Annotated in this window: 15 protein-coding genes; 5 read left to right on the forward strand and 10 right to left on the reverse strand. The window is 68.1% G+C overall.

All coding sequences use genetic code 11. The annotated features are described in order from the left end of the window. The first annotated feature begins 60 nt into the window (after positions 1–60). Entirely contained in the window at positions 61–1,326 is a 1,266-nt protein-coding gene (locus FHR20_RS14005) for a spinster family MFS transporter (RefSeq protein WP_167300192.1), read from the forward strand. 153 nt (positions 1,327–1,479) lie between these two features. On the opposite strand, the gene FHR20_RS14010 is transcribed toward FHR20_RS14005, so the two are convergent. From FHR20_RS14010 to FHR20_RS14020, 3 genes are read right to left on the reverse strand one after another with little or no spacing between them, the layout of a single operon-like run. Next, the gene (locus tag FHR20_RS14010; RefSeq protein ID WP_167300193.1) at positions 1,480–3,048 is read right to left on the reverse strand and encodes a peptide chain release factor 3; all 1,569 of its coding nucleotides are present in this window, start codon (positions 3,046–3,048) and stop codon (positions 1,480–1,482) included. Positions 3,049–3,069: 21 nt separating this feature from the next. After that, positions 3,070–3,936, reverse strand: a complete 867-nt coding sequence (locus FHR20_RS14015; RefSeq protein WP_167300194.1) for an aldose 1-epimerase family protein — start codon at positions 3,934–3,936, stop codon at positions 3,070–3,072. Then, positions 3,933–4,667, reverse strand: a complete 735-nt coding sequence (locus tag FHR20_RS14020; protein ID WP_167300195.1) for an SDR family NAD(P)-dependent oxidoreductase — start codon at positions 4,665–4,667, stop codon at positions 3,933–3,935. The genes FHR20_RS14015 and FHR20_RS14020 overlap by 4 nt, the downstream gene beginning before the upstream one ends. An 83-nt stretch (positions 4,668–4,750) precedes the next feature. Here FHR20_RS14020 and FHR20_RS14025 point away from each other — a divergent pair, with 83 nt between their 5' ends. Continuing rightward, entirely contained in the window at positions 4,751–5,275 is a 525-nt protein-coding gene (locus tag FHR20_RS14025; protein ID WP_167300196.1) for a hypothetical protein, read from the forward strand. 145 nt (positions 5,276–5,420) lie between these two features. Here FHR20_RS14025 and pheT read toward each other — a convergent pair whose 3' ends face one another. The 5 genes from pheT to hisN form a co-directional block, all read right to left on the reverse strand. After that, positions 5,421–7,832 carry a phenylalanine--tRNA ligase subunit beta gene (gene pheT / locus FHR20_RS14030; protein ID WP_167300197.1) on the reverse strand — a complete coding sequence of 804 codons (2,412 nt, stop codon included), beginning with the start codon at positions 7,830–7,832 and terminating at the stop codon, positions 5,421–5,423. Beyond that, a complete protein-coding gene (gene pheS, locus FHR20_RS14035) occupies positions 7,829–8,929 on the reverse strand; it encodes a phenylalanine--tRNA ligase subunit alpha (RefSeq protein ID WP_167300198.1) in 1,101 nt (366 codons plus the stop codon). Before pheS ends, pheT begins: the two co-directional genes overlap by 4 nt. A 105-nt stretch (positions 8,930–9,034) precedes the next feature. Next, complete coding sequence (gene rplT, locus FHR20_RS14040) at positions 9,035–9,400, reverse strand: 50S ribosomal protein L20 (protein WP_086127624.1); 366 nt, start codon at positions 9,398–9,400, stop codon at positions 9,035–9,037. Positions 9,401–9,414: 14 nt separating this feature from the next. Further along, positions 9,415–9,618 (reverse strand): 50S ribosomal protein L35, encoded by a 204-nt coding sequence (gene rpmI, locus FHR20_RS14045; protein ID WP_078103280.1) that lies wholly within the window; start codon positions 9,616–9,618, stop codon positions 9,415–9,417. A 191-nt stretch (positions 9,619–9,809) separates the two neighbouring features. Then, positions 9,810–10,604 (reverse strand): histidinol-phosphatase, encoded by a 795-nt coding sequence (hisN, locus tag FHR20_RS14050; protein WP_167300199.1) that lies wholly within the window; start codon positions 10,602–10,604, stop codon positions 9,810–9,812. Positions 10,605–10,670: 66 nt separating this feature from the next. On the opposite strand from hisN, the gene FHR20_RS14055 reads away from it, so the two are divergent. The 3 genes from FHR20_RS14055 (at position 10,671) to FHR20_RS14065 (ending at position 13,467) form a co-directional block, all read left to right on the forward strand. Beyond that, complete coding sequence (locus FHR20_RS14055) at positions 10,671–11,735, forward strand: phospholipase A (protein WP_167300200.1); 1,065 nt, start codon at positions 10,671–10,673, stop codon at positions 11,733–11,735. 30 nt (positions 11,736–11,765) lie between these two features. Further along, positions 11,766–12,311: a peroxiredoxin gene (locus tag FHR20_RS14060; protein WP_167300201.1), complete on the forward strand. Its 546-nt coding sequence runs from the start codon at positions 11,766–11,768 to the stop codon at positions 12,309–12,311. Between the two features lie 160 nt (positions 12,312–12,471). Then, a complete protein-coding gene (locus tag FHR20_RS14065) occupies positions 12,472–13,467 on the forward strand; it encodes a GGDEF domain-containing protein (RefSeq protein WP_243857318.1) in 996 nt (331 codons plus the stop codon). Between the two features lie 687 nt (positions 13,468–14,154). On the opposite strand, the gene FHR20_RS14070 is transcribed toward FHR20_RS14065, so the two are convergent. Together FHR20_RS14070 and FHR20_RS14075 are read right to left on the reverse strand one after the other, a co-directional pair. Further along, positions 14,155–14,769 (reverse strand): YbhB/YbcL family Raf kinase inhibitor-like protein, encoded by a 615-nt coding sequence (locus FHR20_RS14070; protein ID WP_167300203.1) that lies wholly within the window; start codon positions 14,767–14,769, stop codon positions 14,155–14,157. Between the two features lie 98 nt (positions 14,770–14,867). Beyond that, entirely contained in the window at positions 14,868–15,539 is a 672-nt protein-coding gene (locus tag FHR20_RS14075) for a glutathione S-transferase family protein (RefSeq protein WP_086127617.1), read from the reverse strand. Positions 15,540–15,618: the final 79 nt, after the last annotated feature.

A 15,618-nucleotide genomic window follows, 5' to 3' on the forward strand; every position in this document is an offset into this window, starting at 1 on the left:
TGAACCCAATGAGCCGGACGTCCCATTGACGTCCGGCTCTTTTCTTGCCGAGATGCTGCCATGAACGCTCCCGCTTCAAACCCCGCGAGCCGCCCCGGCTATCGCGGCGTCGTGCTGGCGATGCTCCTGCTCGTCTACACCTTCAATTTCCTCGATCGGCAGATACTGGGCATCCTCGCCAAGCCGATCATGGAGGATCTGCACCTCACCAAGACCGAGTTCGGGGCGATCGGGGGGCTGGCCTTCGCGATCCTCTACTCGGTGCTCGGCGTGCCGCTCGCCTATCTCGCCGACCGGACCAGCCGGTCGGGCGTGATCGCCGGGGCGCTGGCGGTGTGGAGCGCGTTCACCGGGCTGTGCGGCATCGCCACCGGCTATTGGCAGCTGTTCCTGTTCCGCCTGGGCGTCGGCGTCGGCGAAGCGGGGGGCGTGGCGCCATCCTATGCGGTGATCGCCGACTATTTCCCGCCCGAGCGGCGTGCCCGGGCGCTCGGCATCTATTCGCTCGGCATTCCGATCGGGCTGGCGCTCGGCACGCTGCTCGGCGCCTATATCGCCGCGCTGGTGAACTGGCGCGCGGCGTTCATCACCATGGGCGTGATCGGCCTGGTGATCGCGCCGATCTTCCGCTGGGTGGTCCGCGACGTTCCGCGCCCACCCGCCCGCGAGGGCACCGCCGGCGCGCCGGTGAGCGCCGTGTTCGGCATCCTGGCCGGCAAGCCCGCCTTCTGGCTGCTCGCCTTCGGCGCCTCGTGCAGCTCGCTGTGCGGCTATGGCCTGGCGCTGTGGACGCCGCTCGTGCTGATGGGCAATTTCGGCTTCGACCTGGTGGCGACCGGCCAGTTCATGGCTTCGCTGCTGCTGATCGGCGGCACCGCGGGCGTGTTCGCCGGCGGCTGGTTCGCCGACCGGCTCGGCAAGGGCGACCGCGCCTGGTACGCCTGGCTGCCCGCCATCGCCTGGCTGCTCACCGCGCCGCTCTTCGCGATCGGCTTCCTCACGTCCAACCCCTGGATCGCCTGGCCGCTGCTGATCATCCCCAACGGGCTCAACATCCTGTGGCTGGGCCCGGTGACCACCGCCGTGCAGCATATGGTGCCGCAGCACATGCGCGCCACTGCCTCGGGCAGCTTCCTGCTGATCAACAACCTGATCGGCATGGGCCTTGGCCCGCTATTGATGGGCTTCCTGTCCGAGGAGCTGAAGGCGAGCTATGGCGCCGATGCGCTGCGCTATGGCGCGGTGTTCTGCCTTGGATTCTATGTGCTCGCCGGCATCCTCGCGCTGCTCGCGGCCCGGCACGTGCGCAAGGGCTGGGTCGACTAGAAGCGCCGCCGCCTAGGTAGTTTCCCGACTCGGCGGATTCCGGAATCGCGCAAATTACGAATTTGCACGATTCTGCAAAGGCGTTCCGAAAGGATGCCTTTCCGGGACGGCCGGGCGGGGATGGGACCGCCCGGCCACCCGGGACGCCGGCGATCAGCGCTCGCGCGTCGCCGCGAACTTCACCCTGGAATAGCGATCGGCGACATAGCCGACTTCCCAGTTCGACTTGGCCATGAACACCGGGTTGTCGTCGCGATCCTTGGCCATGGCGCCGCGGTTGAGCGCGACGAAGTCGGCCAGGTCCTTGGGATCCTCGGCCGAGATCCAGCGCGCGGTCTCGAACGGCGCGACTTCCAGACCGGCCGCCACCTTGTATTCGGCCTCGAGCCGGCTGATCAGCACGTCCAGCTGCAGCTGCCCCACCACGCCGATCACCCAGTTCGAGCCGATCTCGGGATAGAAGACCTGAGTCACCCCTTCCTCGGCCATGTCGTCCAGCGCCTTGCGCAGCTGCTTGGTCTTGGTCGGATCCTTGAGCACTACCCGGCGCAGGATCTCCGGCGCGAAATTGGGCAGGCCGGTGAAGCGGACGTCCGCCTTCTCGCTCAGCGTGTCGCCCACGCGCAGCACGCCGTGATTGGGGATGCCGATGATGTCGCCGGGGAACGCCTCGTCGGCCAGCTCGCGCTCGCGGGCGAAGAACAGGATCGGCGAGTGGATCGCGATCGCCTTGCCATGCCCGGTCGGCGTCAGCTTCATGCCGCGCTTGAAGGTGCCCGAGACCAGCCGCATGAACGCGATGCGGTCGCGGTGATTGGGGTCCATATTGGCCTGGACCTTGAACACGAAGCCGGTGACCTGTCCCGCATCGGGCGAGACCGGCGCCGGCTCGGCCGGCAGCGCGTGCGGCGGCGGCGCATGGGTGGCGATCGCGTCGATCAGCGAATCGACGCCGAATTCCTTCAGCGCCGAGCCGAAATAGACCGGAGTCAGGTCGCCATGCCGATAGGCCTCGGCATCGAATGCCGGATAGCCGGCCCGGGCCAGCTCGACATCCTCGCGCAGCCTGGCGAGGTTCTCGGCCGAGAGGATCGCGTCGAGCTGCGGATCGTCGAGGCCGCTGGTCTGGACCACCTTGCCATGGAATTCGCGGCTGTCGCCCTCGGGCAGCAACAGGCGGTTGGTGGCGAGGTCGAAGATCCCCTCGAAGGTACCGCCCATGCCCACCGGCCAGGTCATCGGGCACACGTCGAGCGCGAGCAGGTCGGCGATCTCGTCGAGCGTCTCGAAGACATGGCGGCCTTCGCGGTCCACCTTGTTGACGAAGGTGATGATCGGCACGTTGCGCAGGCGGCAGACCTCGAACAGCTTGCGGGTCTGGCTCTCGATGCCCTTGGCGACGTCGATCACCATCACCGCCGAATCGACTGCGGTGAGCGTGCGATAGGTATCTTCCGAGAAATCCTCGTGGCCCGGCGTGTCGAGCAGGTTGAAGGTGATGCCGCCCCGCTCGAAGGTCATCACCGAGCTGGTGACCGAGATGCCGCGCTGCTGCTCGATCTTCATCCAGTCCGATCGCGCGCGCCGGGCGGCGCCGCGCGCCTTCACTTCGCCGGCAAGGTGGATCGCGCCGCCGAACAGCAGCAGCTTTTCGGTCAGCGTGGTCTTGCCCGCGTCGGGGTGCGAGATGATGGCGAAGGTGCGGCGGTCGGAAACTGGCATGGTGGCGGGCCCTTTAGCGGGTCAACCGGCCAGCGTCACTCTCATCGTGAAGGTCCTCGCTTCGCCCGGCGCATAGCGCTGCATCAGCGGCTTGTCCCAGATCTCGCCGGTGAACCCGTGCGGGTCGGCGATGCCGTGCCAGGGCTCGATGCACAGATAGCGGGCGCCCGGCTTCATCCACAGCCCCAGCGCCGGCGTGTCGGGGAAATCGCAGACCAGCTGCAGCCCGCCCTCGGCGCCATAGGCGAGCGACTGGCTGCGTACCGGATTCCACACCAGCGCATCGCGCTCGAACAATGCGTCGTGCAGCGCGAGCACTTGCCCCTCGACCGGGCTTTCCCAGCCGCCGGCATCCATCCAGCCGCCCTTGACGATCGCCGCCAGCTGGCCCCGCTCCTCATCGGCGAAGGTGATCCGGTGTGCCGCCTTCGCCGCGCCATAGGGGAGCGGCCAGGCAAAGGCGGGGTGGAAGCCGAAGCTCGCCGGCATGTCGACATCGCCGGTATTGGTGACGGTGACGTCCATCGCGAGCGTCGCGCCCTTCAGCGAGAAGGCCGCGTCGAGCGCGAAGGCGAAGGGATAGGCTGCCCGGGTCTCCGCATTGTCGATCAGCCGCAGCACCGCCCGATCCGGCGCCTGGTCGATCAGCGCGAAATTCTGGCGCCGCGCGAAGCCATGCTGGGGCAGCGCATATTCCTTGCCGTCCAGCCGGTATCTGTCGTCCATCAGCCGCCCGACGATCGGGAAGAGCAGCGGCGCCCGCCCGGCCCAGAAGGCGGGGTCGGCATCGGTCATCAGCGCGCGGCCGCCGGCATCGCGCAGCGACCAGAGCTCCGCGCCCAGCGGGTTGATGACGGCGGCGAGCGCCTCCGAGCCGATCTCGATCATGCCTCGCGGTGCACGGCGAAGCCCTGCCAGCTCTGGTTGACCGGCATCAGCTCGAGCGCGTTGATGTTGAGGTGCGGCGGCAGCGTCGCCACCCACAGGATCGTGTCGGCGATGTCCTCGCCCGTCATCGGGTTCACCCCGGCATAGAGCTTGTCCGACACGTCCTGGCTGCCGGTGCGCACCAGCGTGAACTCGGTCTCGACCATGCCCGGTTCGATCGAAGTGACGCGCACCCCGGTGCCGTGCAGGTCCGCCCGCAGGTCCAGGCTCAGCTGGCGGACGAACGCCTTGGTTGCCGCATAGACATTGCCGCCGGGATAGGGATAGGTCGCCGCCACCGAGGAAAGGTTGATGATCGCTCCCTTGCGCGCGATCAGCCCGGGCAGCAGCTTGTGCGTGATCGAGACGAGCGCGACGATGTTGGTGTCGATCATCGTCTTCCAACTGGCGAGCGACGCCCGCTGCGCGGGCTCCAGGCCCAGTGCCAGCCCGGCATTGTTCACCAGCAGGTCGATGTCGCGAAAGCCCTCGGGCAGCCCGTCCAGCGCTGCATCGCGCGCCGCCTCGTCGCGGATGTCGAAGGCGAGGACATGGACATTGTCGCGGGCGAGCGCCGCCAGCCGATCCTCGCGCCGCCCGGTGGCGACGACGTTCCACCCCGCATCGGCAAAGGCATGGACGCATGCCTCGCCGATCCCCGCGGTGGCGCCGGTGATGAGTGCGGTGGGCATTGGGCTGCTCCTTGTCGATATCCTGCCGCGCCTATGGTCAATCCGTGCGACGGCTGCAATTGTCCGTGCGGGAGGGGGCGGGCATGGAAGCGCTGAAAATCATCGGATTCGCGATATTCGCCGCGATTGCCTATGGCGTGCTCCACGATCAGGTGACCGCGCATCTCTGTGTCGAATATTTCACGATCGGGCATCCGCCGATCTTCCCGACCAGTTCGCCCTTCCTGCTTGCGCTGGGCTGGGGCGTGGTCGCGACCTGGTGGATCGGGCTGCCGCTTGGCGTCGGGCTCGCCGTGGCGGCACGGGCGGGGCGTGCGCCCAGGCTCTCGCTCGCACAGCTGCGCCGGCCGATCCTGTTGCTGATGCTCGGCTGCGGTGCGCTCGCGCTGTTGGCCGGGATCGCCGGCGCGGTCGGGGCCGCGCTGGGCTGGGTCCGGCTCGTCGGTTGGCTCGTCGAAGTCGTTCCCTCCGAGAAGCACGTCGCCTTCCTTGCCGACCTGTGGGCACACAGCACGAGCTATGCAGGCGGAGTGCTGGGCGGGTTGGGGCTGATGGTCTGGACGTGGCGGCGGCGCCACGCCGTGCGATCGAACCATCCGTCGCCCTGAGCTTGCCGTTTCGGACGCCTGCGCGCCACGAAGGATATCCCCCGCGGCGCCCTGGGTGCCGAACCCCGGATCACGCCCGGGGCCAGGATTGCCGCGCGCCGAGAGGCCCCTCCTTCTCCCATCCGGGGGAGGAGGAGGATGCGGCTCAGCCCCGCAGCGCCGCGCCCAGCTTCGCCGCGGCAGCGACGACCTTGTCGGCGATCGCCTTCAACGCCTCGTCGGTGAAGCTCTTCTCGCCCGGCTGGAGCGTGATTTCGATGGCCAGGCTCTTCTGCCCCTCCGGCACGCCGGTGCCGGTGAAGACGTCGAACAGCCGGGCATCGACGATCGCCGCCTTGTCCGCGCCCTTCACGGCGCGGACGAGATCGCCCGCCGCCAGGCTGTCCGGCACCAGGAAGGCGAAGTCGCGCGTCACGGCCTGGAGCGCGGGCGGCGTGTAGGCCGTGCGCATGAAGCCCGTGCCGCCGCGCTTGCCGGGCAGCGCATCGAGATAGAGCTCGACCGCGGCGACATCGCCGTCGAGATCGAAGGCCTTGAGCACGCTCGGATGGACCATGCCGAACGCCGCGAGCACCGTCTTCGGCCCCAGGCGCAGCGTCGCCGACTGGCCCGGATGCCAGACATCGCCCGCCTCGCCCATCACCTGCAGGTTCGCCACCGGCGCGCCGGCGGCCTCGAGCAGCGCCAGCGCCTCGGCCTTGGCGTCGAAGGCGGTGAAGGATTGCGCCTTGACGCCCTGCCAGCCGCGCGGACGCTTCGCGCCGGCGAGCAGGACGCCGAGCGTCGGGCGCTCGGCCTCTGCCAGATAGCGCCGGCCAAGCTCGAACAACCGCACCGAAGGCGCGCCGCGCTTGAGATTGCGTTCCACCGCGCCGAGCAGGCCGGGCAGCAGTGACGGGCGCATCACCTTCATGTCTTCGCTGATCGGATTGGCCAGCGTCCAGGCGCCGTCGCCGAACGGCGCCGCCTCGGCTTCGGAGACGAAGCTCCAGGTCACTGCCTCGTTGAGTCCGCGCGCCGCCGCGGTGCGCCGCAGCTTGCGCTCGAGCTTCTGCTCGGGGGTCGCGGTCGGCCGGGCCACGCCCGGCAGGCGCGAAAGCGGCGTCGAGGGGACATTGTCGATGCCCGCGATGCGGATCACTTCCTCGACAAGGTCGGCCGGGCCGTCCACGTCGCGGCGCCAGCTCGGCGCGGTGACGCGCAGCATGTCGAAGCCGCGATCGAGGTCGACAGGGTCGCCATTGCCGTCGAGCGGCTGGACGGTGAAGCCCAGGCTCTCGAGGATCTCGACCTGCCGCGCCGCCGGCACCGCGAGGCCGCCCAGGGTCTCGGCGAGCCTGGGATCGTAACCGGTGGTGATGCCCACATGCGGGAGCTTGCCGGCGCGCGTCACCGCGCTCGCCGTGCCGCCGCACAGCGCGAGCACCAGCCGCGTCGCGATCGCGATGCCGTCCTCGAGGAACGCCGGATCGACGCCGCGCTCGAAGCGCGAGCGTGCATCGCTGGTCAGGTTCAGCTTCTGGCCGGCGCGAGCGATATGGTCCGGGTCGAAGAACGCGCATTCGATCACGACGTCGGTGGTGGTCTCGGACACGCCGGTGTCCTCGCCGCCCATGATGCCGCCGATATCGTGCACGCCGTTCGCGTCGGCGATCACGGTGATGGTCTCGTCGAGCGTGTAGGTCTTCTCGTTGAGCGCCAGCACCTGCTCGCCGGCCCTGGCCTTGCGCACCGTCAGCGCGCCCGAGAGCTTCGCCTTGTCATAGACGTGCAGCGGGCGCCCCAGGTCGATCATCACATAGTTGGTGATGTCGACCAGCGCCGAGATCGGGCGCTGGCCGATCGCCTTCAGCCGGCGCTGCATCCAGTCGGGCGATGCGCCGTTGGTCACGCCGCTGACGGTCTGGCCATAATAGGCCGGGCAGCCTTCGGGTGCCTCGATCTTCACCTCGGGGCCCGCGCCCTCGCCTGCCACCGGCTCGGCATCGAGCGGCTTGAGCGTGCCGAGCCCCGCCGCGGCGAGATCGCGCGCAATGCCGCGCACGCCCATGCAGTCCTGGCGGTTCGGCGTGATCGAGATGTCGAAAACCGGGTCGTTCAGATCGGCATAGTCGGCGAACGCCGCGCCGACCGGCGCATCGGCCGGCAGCTCGATGATGCCGTCATGGTCGTCGCCCAGCTCCAGCTCGCGCGTCGAGCACATCATGCCGTTCGATTCGACGCCGCGCACCGCGGCGATCTTGAGCGCCATGCCGTTCGCCGGCACGACCGCGCCCGGCGTGCCGAGCACGCCGACCAGCCCCGCTCGGGCATTGGGCGCGCCGCAGACGACCTGCAGCACCTGCGCGCCGGTGTCGACGGTCAGCACCTGCAGCTTGTCCGCCTGGGGGTGGCGCTCGGCGGTGAGCACCTTGGCGACGCGGAAGCCGTTCAGCTTCTCGCCCGGATTCTCCACGCCCTCCACTTCGAGGCCGACGCGGGTCAGCGCCTCCTCGATGTCGGTCAGCGAGGCGTCGGTATCCAGATGCTCCTTGAGCCAGCTCAGGGTGAACTTCATGCGCCCACTCCTCCGCTCAGCGTGGGCACGTCGAGCGCCGAGAAGCCGTAATGCCTGAGCCAGCGCAGATCGCCGTCGAAGAAGGCGCGCAAATCGTCCATCCCATATTTGAGCATCGCGAGGCGATCGACGCCGGTGCCGAAGGCGAAGCCCTGCCATTCCTCCGGGTCGAGCCCGGCGGCCTCGATCACCTTGCGGTGGACCATTCCGGAGCCGAGCACTTCCATCCAGCCGCCATTCTCGCTCGCGCGCGGATCGCCGCCGATCACGCGCTTGCCGTTCTGCCAGGTGAAGCCGACATCGACTTCGGCGCTCGGCTCGGTGAACGGGAAATAGGACGGGCGCAGCCGCAGCACGATGTCGTCGCGCTCGAAGAATGCCTTGAGGAAGGTCTCCAGCGTCCATTTGAGGTGGCCGAGCGTGATCCCCTTGTCGATGACCAGGCCCTCGATCTGGTGGAACATCGGCGTGTGCGTCGCGTCGCTGTCCGAGCGATAGACGCGGCCCGGCGCGATGATCCGGATCGGCGGCTTGTCGGCCATCATGGTGCGGATCTGCACCGGCGAAGTATGGGTGCGCAGCAGGTATTTCTGGCTGCCGTCCGCCTCGCGCGGGAAATAGAAGGTATCGTGCATCGCCCGCGCGGGATGCGTCTCGGGAATGTTGAGCGCGGTGAAATTGTGCCAGTCGTCCTCGATCTCCGGCCCGGTGGCGACCGTGAAGCCCAGATCGGCGAAGATCTCGGCCAGCTCGTCCATCACCTGGCTCACCGGGTGCACCGACCCGGCGGCGACGCCGTCCACCGGCAGCGTCATGTCGAGGGTCTCGCTGGCGAGCCGCGCGTCGAGCGCCGCCTTCTCCAGCGCCGCCTTCCGCGCCGCCAGCGCCTCGGTCACCGCTTCGCGCAGGCCATGGATGCGCGGGCCCTGTTCCTGGCGGGCCTCGGGGCTCATCCCGCCCAGCGTCTTGAGCAGGCCGGTGATCGCGCCCTGCTTGCCGAGCGCGTGCACGCGCACCGCTTCGAGCGGCTCGAGCCCCGCCGCGGCGTCGATCGCGCCGAGCAGGTCGGTGCGGAGCTGGTCCAGATCGGTCGTCATCAAATCCTCATTTGGTCGAGGGAGCCTCTAGCGGGGGCGCGGCCAAAGAAAAAGGGCGCCGGTGTTGCCACCGGCGCCCCATTTTCCCGTCTCGCGTCAGGTCGCTCAGGCGGCCTGGGGCAGAGCCGCCTTCGCCTGCGCGACGATGGCGGTAAAGGCTTCGCCTTCATGCATCGCGATATCGGCCAGGACCTTGCGGTCCAGCTCGATGCCGGCGAGCTTCAGCCCGTGCATGAACTGCGAATAGGTCAGGCCCTCGGCGCGGACGCCGGCGTTGATGCGCTGGATCCACAGGCCGCGGAAGGTCCGCTTCTTAACCTTGCGGTCGCGATACGCGTACTGGCCGGCCTTCTCGACGGCCTGGCGCGCGATGCGGATCGTGTTCTTGCGACGGCCGCGATAGCCCTTCGCCTGTTCCAGGATGTTCTTGTGCTTGGCCTTGGTGGTAACACCACGCTTAACTCGTGCCATTTGTCAGGCCCTCCTTACTTCAGACCGTAGGGCGCCCATGCCTTGATGTGCGCGACATCGGCATCGGCGAGCACGGAGGTGCCGCGGTTCTGGCGGATATACTTGGCGTTGTGGCTGATCAGCCGGTGGCGCTTGCCGGCCACACCGTGCTTCACCTTGCCGGTGGCGGTGAGCTTGAAGCGCTTCTTCACGCCGCTCTTCGTCTTGAGCTTGGGCATTTTCGTCTCCTTGAGTTCGACGATTGCGGACACGCGCGGCAGCCCATACAGCCGGCGCATCCCTACGATCGCGGAAAGCGGGCCCCCTAGCGCAAAGCCCGGGCCGGCGCAAGCCGAGTCGGAGGGCTATCGGCGAAGGGGCGAGGATGGCGCCCCGGGGCCGGGGCGAGCAAGCCGCCGCGGCCCTTCCATCAATGGCCGTGATCATGCCCCCGGCAGGCCAGCGCCTCGAGGATGTCGTCGATCCGCGCCGGGTCGCCGGCAGCGATCACTTCGCCGTCGCTCCCGGCATGCAGGGGGTCGCCCTGCCAGTCGCACATCCGCCCGCCCGCGCCCTCGACGATCGGCACCAGCGCGGCGAAGTCGTGCAGCTTGAGCCCCGCCTCGACGACGATGTCCATCCAGCCGCTCGCGACGCAACCATAATTATAGCAGTCGCCGCCCAGCACCGTGCTCATCACCGCGCCGTCGAGATGCTCGAACGCATGGAGCTGGTCGTCGCCGAACAGCGCCGGCGAAGTGGTGGCGAGGATCGCCTGGTCGAGGTCGCGGCAGCGGCGCGTGGCGGCCGGCTTGCCGTTGAACAGGGTCGGCCGCCCCATGACGCCCAGCCAGCGCTCCCTCGTCACCGGCTGGTCGATGATGCCGAGCAGCGGCCAGCCCTCCTCGATCAGGGCGATCAGCGTGCCGAAGATCGGGCGGCCGGCGATGAAGGCGCGCGTGCCGTCGATCGGGTCGAGCACCCACAGGCGCCCGCTCGTCCCTTCGCGCATGCCGAACTCCTCGCCCTGGATGCCGTCCATCGGGCGCTCCGCGATGATCAGCTTGCGCATCGCTTCCTCGGCGGCGCGGTCGGCGAGCGTGACCGGAGACTGGTCGTCCTTCGCCTCGAGGCCGTGCGCGCCACGGAAATAGGGTAGGATCGCCGCGCCCGCCGCATCGGCAAGGCGTTCGGCAAGGGCGATATCGGCTGCGGTCACGGGCATTCGACACGCCCTAGCCCCGAGATTTTGACTCGCCAAGGTCACAAAGCCCTGCCACTCAACCCGCCGATGCGCCGCCGCCTGCTGATTCCGATCGCGTTTCTCGCCGCCACGCCCGCCGCGGCGCAGGGCCTGCGCGCCGTGCCCGCCCAGCCCGCCTCGGAGGCCGAGGCGCTGCGCGGCGTCGAAGTGTTCCTGATCAACGAAGGCGATCTGCCCGTCTCCGATGCCGGCCCGCGCCAGATCGAGATCACCGCGGTGGACGGCACCCGCCTCGTCCTCGAGCGTGCGCCGGGGCCGTTGCCGACGGTGGCGCCGCACGGCTTTGCGAAGGCGCGCTATGTGCCGGTGGGCCTGGCGGGCCGTGCGGTGCCGCCCACCGAGCAGCATGCCGCCGCCGAGATACCCGAGGGCGAGACGGCGGTGCAGAGCGCGACCGGCAGCTCGGCGGCGTTCGTCGACCGGTTCGAGCCGCACGAGCCGATCTATGGCGCGTTCGGATTGAAGGATGCCGGCGGCAAGCTGCAAGTGAGCTTCGCTTTCCGCCCCTTCGGCGAGAAGGCGCCGCTCAAGCTCGGCAATCTGCGCTTCGCCTATACCCAGACGATGTTCTGGGCGCTGAACCGGCCCTCGGGCCCGTTCCGCTCGACCAATTACAGCCCCGAAGTCTATGCCGACATTCCCTTTGGCGAGACCACCAAGGTGGCGCTCGGCTATCGCCATGATTCTAACGGGCGCGGCGTGACCGACTCGGTCGACCTCAACCGGGTGTTCCTGCGCGCCGAGAAGCGCTTCGACCTGGGCGGCGACTGGCATCTCGATGTCGCGCCCCAGGCCTGGTTCTATGTCGGCCGGCTCGGAACTGCGCCGGACGTGAAGGATTATTTCGGCTATACCAGCCTCACCGCCGCGATCAGCCAGCAGGACGGGTTGAAGCTTTCGCTCACCGGCCGCGGCAATTTCGAGACGGGCAAGGGCGCGGCCGAATTGTTCGTCTCCTATCCCCTGGCGCGGATTGCCAAGGGGGTCGGCTTCTATATCTTCGGCCAGGCCTTTACCGGCTATGGCGAGGCACTGGACGACTATCGCCGGAACGACACCCATGCCCGGATCGGCATCGCGCTGACGCGCTAGCCGCCGGCAAGCACCTTCAGGAGGATCGCCATGCGCAAATTGCTGATCGCCGCCGCCGCCCTGTCGCTCGCCGTGCCGGCCGCCGCCGCGCTCAAGGCCGGGCAACGCGCCCCCGATTTCACTGCGCCCGGCGCGATGGCGGGCAAGCCTTTCACGGTGAACCTCAAGGCGGCGCTGAAGAAGGGGCCGGTCGTCCTCTATTTCTTCCCTGCCGCCTTCACCGAGGGCTGCAATGCCGAGGCGCACGCCTTTGCCGAGGCGCTGCCCGATTTCCAGAAGGCCGGCGCCAGCGTGATCGGGATGACCGCGGGCAATATCGACAAGCTCGAGGCCTTTTCGGCGGAGAAATGTGCCGGCAAGTTCGCCGTCGCCGCGGCCAGCCCCGAAATCGTCAAGAATTACGATGTGGCGCTGACCCGGCCCGACGGCACCGCCACCAAGATCACCAGCCGCACTTCCTATGTGATCGCGCCGGATGGCAAGGTGCTCTTCGTCCATTCGGACATGAGCCCGGCGGGGCATATCCGGCTCTCGCTCGAAGCGGTCCAGAAATACCGGGCAGCGCACAAGCATTGATTTGCGGCGGCGATATTTTCACGAGTCCGCAAGCTTTGCTCACCGGATATTAGCAGTTGGGCCCTAATCTGCACGGCGTGGCGGTGTTGCGGGGCGGCACCGTCGGGACCAATTTTCTGGTGAGGAATTGAGGCAGATGGTCGCGGCCAAGGCCGTTCGGATGGCAAGCGGTTCCCAGGCCGCACGTAGCCTGTACGACCGCATCGGAGAGTTTCTGGTGGACCAGCGGCTGGATCCCGATCCGGCCAACTATGCCTTCGCCTATCAGCTCCTCGCCAATCCCGATGGCCCGCTCGCCCGGGCGGTGCACGCGCTGACCGATGGCGGCGTCCGCCTCACCCGGCGCGACATCGAGACGCTGGGCTGCGACGTGCACCCGGTCGCCGGCACGCCCACCGCCACGATCGAGAAGGCCCAGGGCCTGGTCGCCCAGACCCAGATGCAGGTCGAGGGCTTCCAGGACATGGTCACCGCGATGCGCGCCGAGACCAAGGATTTCGGCCGCGACCTCGCCGCCAGCGCGCAGGCGATGCGCAGCTCGGGTGGCGACGATATCGAGGTCGCCCGCATCACCGCGACGATGCTCGAGCGGGTCCGCAATGCCGAGGAGCGGCTCGAGACCGCCAATCGCGAAGCCAGCGAGCTGCGCACCAAGCTCGAGGAAGCGCGCGACAACGCCCGTCGCGACCCGCTGACCGGCTTGCCCAATCGCCGGGCCTTCGAGGAAGCATATGCCGTCCAGGCCTCGACCGGCGCGCGGATCTGCGTGGCCGTGTGCGACGTCGATCATTTCAAGTCGGTCAACGACCGGTTCGGCCATGTCGTGGGCGACCGGGTGCTGAAGGCGCTCGGCGAAGCGCTGTCCGACACCTGCAAGGGCCACCTCGTCGCGCGCTATGGCGGCGAGGAGTTCGTGGTCCTGTTCACCGGCCTCGACCTCAGGGTCGCGCGCGCGGTGCTCGATCGCGCCCGCATCGCCGTTTCCGCCAAGCGCTACCGCCTGCGTGAGACCGATGCTCCCCTGGGCGAGATCACCTTCTCCGCCGGTCTTAGCCCGGCGGCCCCGGGCGAAGTGTTCGGCACCGTGTTCCACCGCGCCGACCAGCTCTGCTACGCCGCCAAGAATGGCGGCCGGAACTGCATCCGCGTCGATTGACCGGAATCGGACAGGAGCTGTCCGCCTTTGATTGGGAAATTGCACCATAGCTTGGCGTGAAATTTCCCAACCACGCGTAACTTTCTTACGCACACTCAATGAAATCAATCACTTAGAAAACTGGCACGCTCCCTGCAATTCATCTGGCATCGGCAACGCCGGATGGTCCGGCAGCCGAGAATACAGGGAGTAACTACCATGGCCGTTCGTATCAGCTCGTTCCAGCACAGCGTTGCCGTCATCGGCGCCGTCGTTCTCACCTATGCCATCGTGCTCTTCTCCTCGCCCGTGGTTCCGATCGCGTGACCCGCAGCGAACCGGACGGAACGGAGAGGATAAGCATGACGCGTAGCCTGATGATCGGTTTGGCTTCCTTCGCCATCACCGCAATGACGATCGCCACGGTCGGCCTGCAGGGTTTCAGCCACATCGGCTGAACCCTGCCGGACCGCCCGGCGGCGGCCCCCATGGCGGAACCTCGGCCCGCCCCTATCGGCTTCGCCGGGCATTCCATCGGGATGCCGCGATGTCCGAAACCGCCGAGAGATCCGTGACGCGCTCCGGACATGAGCGCTATAGTCCAGGCCCAATCCCGAATGGCCGCCGCATCGGCGCCGCGCGCCCCATGCATGGGGCGATGGCCTGGCCATCCTTCTCGCCGGGCGATCTCGCCTTGCCGATCGCGGATCAGGCGGCGGCACCGGCCCCCACCGGCCCGATCGGGGCCTGCTCGCCGCGCGAATAGGTGCCGGTCAGCAGCCCGGCGGCGATCACCCGGCCCTCCATCGCGCGCAGGATGGCGCCCCGGCCCGGATTCTCGCCGGGATCCTCCCCTTCGCTCAGCGCGAAGAGCTGGAAGGCATAGCTATGCTTGCCATGCCCGTTGGGCGGATCGGGCGGCAGCCAGCCCTCGACGAAGCGGCTGTTGCGGCCGACATCCTCTCCTGCCGGATTGCCCTCGCCATCGGGCGCGATCTCGCCTTGCTTGAGGTCGCCATCGATCGGCAGGCCCCAGACGATCGCGTGCACCACCGGCTGCGGCGTCGGCGCGTCGGGATCCTCGACGATCAGCACCAGCCGCGCGGTGCCTTCGGGCACGCCGGTCCAGAAAAGCGGCGGCGAGCTGCCCTCGCCGTCGGCGGTGAAGCGATCGGGCAGCCGCGCGCCGTTCGCGAAGGCCGGGCTGGCGAGGTGGATCACGCCTTCGCCGGCCAGTTCGGGCCGGACGATCGCCAGCTTGTCGGCTCCGGCGCGAAACGGGCTCAGCGCCTTGCCGAGCCAGCGGGGAAGATGTTCGAACATCGCGTTCTCCTGTCCGCCTTGAACCGACGAGAAGGCGCGAGGCTCCCATGCTTCGTCATTCCCGTGCAGACGGGAGGACGAGGGGGAGGTCGAACGGGCTAGAGGTCGAGCTTCTCGTAGTCGGCGGGCGGCGGGATCCCTTCCATCCGCTCGCTCAGCAGCGGGCGGAAGCTCGGGCGGCTCTTCATTCGGATGTACCAGCCCTTGGCCTGTTCGTGGCTCTTCCAGTCGATCCCGCCCAGATAATCGGCGATCGAGATCTGCGCCGCGGCGGCAAGGTCGGCGAGGCTCATCGTCGGGCCGGCGAGCCAGGTACGGTGATCGAGCAGATAATCGATATAGTCGAGATGATTGACCGCCGCCTTCATTGCATTGCGCAGGGCCTGGCCGTCGGGCGACTGCTTGTAGACGATGCGCTTCAGCATCCGCTCATGGAGGAGAGGCGCCGTGATCTCGGCATAGAAATTGGTGTCGAACCAGATCGCGAGGCGCCGGATCTCGGCGCGATCGGTGGCGGTGCCGTTGAGCATCGGCGCCTTGTTCACCGTCTCCTCGAAGAACTCGCAGATCACCTGCGAATCGATCAGCGTGACGCCGCGCTCGTCATCGACCATCACCGGCACCTGGCCGGTGGGATTCAGGTCGAGGAACTCGTCGCGCCGCAGCCAGGGCGATTCGCGTACCGGCTCGTAGCCCACGCCCTTTTCGCCCAGCAATAGCCGGACCTTGCGCGAGAAGGGACAGAGCGGGAATTGGTAAAGCTGCCACATCGGCTCGCTTTAGGACTCGGGACGCGCCTGCGTAAAGCGCTTGCGGACGCGGCTTGCGTCCGAGACGCGCTGCAGCGCG

Source organism: Sphingomonas leidyi, from assembly GCF_011761945.1.
Lineage (GTDB): Bacteria > Pseudomonadota > Alphaproteobacteria > Sphingomonadales > Sphingomonadaceae > Sphingomonas > Sphingomonas leidyi.

Coding starts and splice junctions, on each gene's coding strand:
- FHR20_RS14005 (WP_167300192.1), top strand. CDS start 61: ATGAACGCTCCCGCTTCAAACCCCGCGAGCCGCCCCGGCTATCGCGGC.
- FHR20_RS14010 (WP_167300193.1), bottom strand. CDS start 3,048: ATGCCAGTTTCCGACCGCCGCACCTTCGCCATCATCTCGCACCCCGAC.
- FHR20_RS14015 (WP_167300194.1), bottom strand. CDS start 3,936: ATGATCGAGATCGGCTCGGAGGCGCTCGCCGCCGTCATCAACCCGCTG.
- FHR20_RS14020 (WP_167300195.1), bottom strand. CDS start 4,667: ATGCCCACCGCACTCATCACCGGCGCCACCGCGGGGATCGGCGAGGCA.
- FHR20_RS14025 (WP_167300196.1), top strand. CDS start 4,751: ATGGAAGCGCTGAAAATCATCGGATTCGCGATATTCGCCGCGATTGCC.
- pheT (WP_167300197.1), bottom strand. CDS start 7,832: ATGAAGTTCACCCTGAGCTGGCTCAAGGAGCATCTGGATACCGACGCC.
- pheS (WP_167300198.1), bottom strand. CDS start 8,929: ATGACGACCGATCTGGACCAGCTCCGCACCGACCTGCTCGGCGCGATC.
- rplT (WP_086127624.1), bottom strand. CDS start 9,400: ATGGCACGAGTTAAGCGTGGTGTTACCACCAAGGCCAAGCACAAGAAC.
- rpmI (WP_078103280.1), bottom strand. CDS start 9,618: ATGCCCAAGCTCAAGACGAAGAGCGGCGTGAAGAAGCGCTTCAAGCTC.
- hisN (WP_167300199.1), bottom strand. CDS start 10,604: ATGCCCGTGACCGCAGCCGATATCGCCCTTGCCGAACGCCTTGCCGAT.
- FHR20_RS14055 (WP_167300200.1), top strand. CDS start 10,671: ATGCGCCGCCGCCTGCTGATTCCGATCGCGTTTCTCGCCGCCACGCCC.
- FHR20_RS14060 (WP_167300201.1), top strand. CDS start 11,766: ATGCGCAAATTGCTGATCGCCGCCGCCGCCCTGTCGCTCGCCGTGCCG.
- FHR20_RS14065 (WP_243857318.1), top strand. CDS start 12,472: ATGGCAAGCGGTTCCCAGGCCGCACGTAGCCTGTACGACCGCATCGGA.
- FHR20_RS14070 (WP_167300203.1), bottom strand. CDS start 14,769: ATGTTCGAACATCTTCCCCGCTGGCTCGGCAAGGCGCTGAGCCCGTTT.
- FHR20_RS14075 (WP_086127617.1), bottom strand. CDS start 15,539: ATGTGGCAGCTTTACCAATTCCCGCTCTGTCCCTTCTCGCGCAAGGTC.